The sequence below is a fragment of the Mycobacterium sp. 852002-10029_SCH5224772 genome (genome assembly GCF_001667315.1).
Taxonomy (GTDB): domain Bacteria; phylum Actinomycetota; class Actinomycetes; order Mycobacteriales; family Mycobacteriaceae; genus Mycobacterium.
The window spans coordinates 1-948 of sequence record NZ_LZHT01000021.1 but is presented as its reverse complement, the minus strand read 5'-3'; the positions used below and the strand labels follow the sequence as shown (position 1 = coordinate 948).

At 70.8% G+C, this 948-nt stretch carries 1 protein-coding gene; it reads right to left on the bottom strand.

What is annotated here, in order from left to right; all coding sequences use genetic code 11:
- A partial coding sequence (locus tag A5775_RS06120; protein WP_156660585.1) for an amino acid adenylation domain-containing protein occupies nucleotides 1-948 on the bottom strand: 948 nt, incomplete at both ends.

The following is a 948-nucleotide window of genomic DNA, read 5'->3' as shown; positions in this document are numbered from 1 at the left end:
GCCCCAGCGCACCAGGTCGCCGGTGCGGTACATGCGGGTGCCGGGTGCGCCGAACGGGCAGGCCATGAATCGCGACGCGGTGAGCCCGGGGCGGCGCCAGTAGCCGACGCCGACGCCGTGGCCGGCCAGGTACAGCTCGCCGACGACGCCGGCGGGCACCGGGCGCAGCCATTCGTCGAGCACGAAGAACGCCGCCCGCGTCACCGGCGCTCCGATGGGCGGGAAGCCCGACCCTGCCTTCAGTGGCGCGCTCTTGCAGGCCCACATGGTGGTTTCGGTCGGGCCGTAGACGTTGACCATCGTCCGGTCGGGCGCCCAGCGATCCACCAGCTCGGGCGGGCAGGGCTCGGCACCGATCACGAGGGCGGTCCCGTCCAGCCCCTCGGTGGGAAGCATTGCGACCGCCGAGGGCGTTTGCGTCAGCACCGTGACGTGCTCGCGAACCAGTAAGTCGTGGAACTCTTCTGGCGAGCGGGCCACCGCATCCGGGACGACCACGAGTCGCCCGCCGTGCAGCAGCGCGCCCCAGATCTCCCACACCGAGAAGTCGAACGCATAGGAATGGAACTGGGTCCACACCTGTTCCGCCGACAGCGCGATGCCGATCCGCAGGTCATCGAACAGCTGCGCGACGTTATGTTGCGTCACCGCGACACCTTTGGGAACACCGGTGGTGCCCGAGGTGTAGATGAGGTGGGCCAGATCGGTCGGGGCCGGCGCCGGGGGCGCCGTACTGGGCCGGGTGGCCACCGCCGGATCGGCAACATCGATGACGATCACATCGAAGCCGTCCAGCCTCTCGGCCAGCGCCGCGGTGGTGATCGCGGCCCGCGGCGCGGCATCGGTGAGCATGAACTCGACGCGGGCCGCCGGCAGCGCGGGGTCGATCGGCAGGTACGCCGCCCCGGACTTGAGCACCGCCAAGATCGACACGATCGCCTCGGCCGA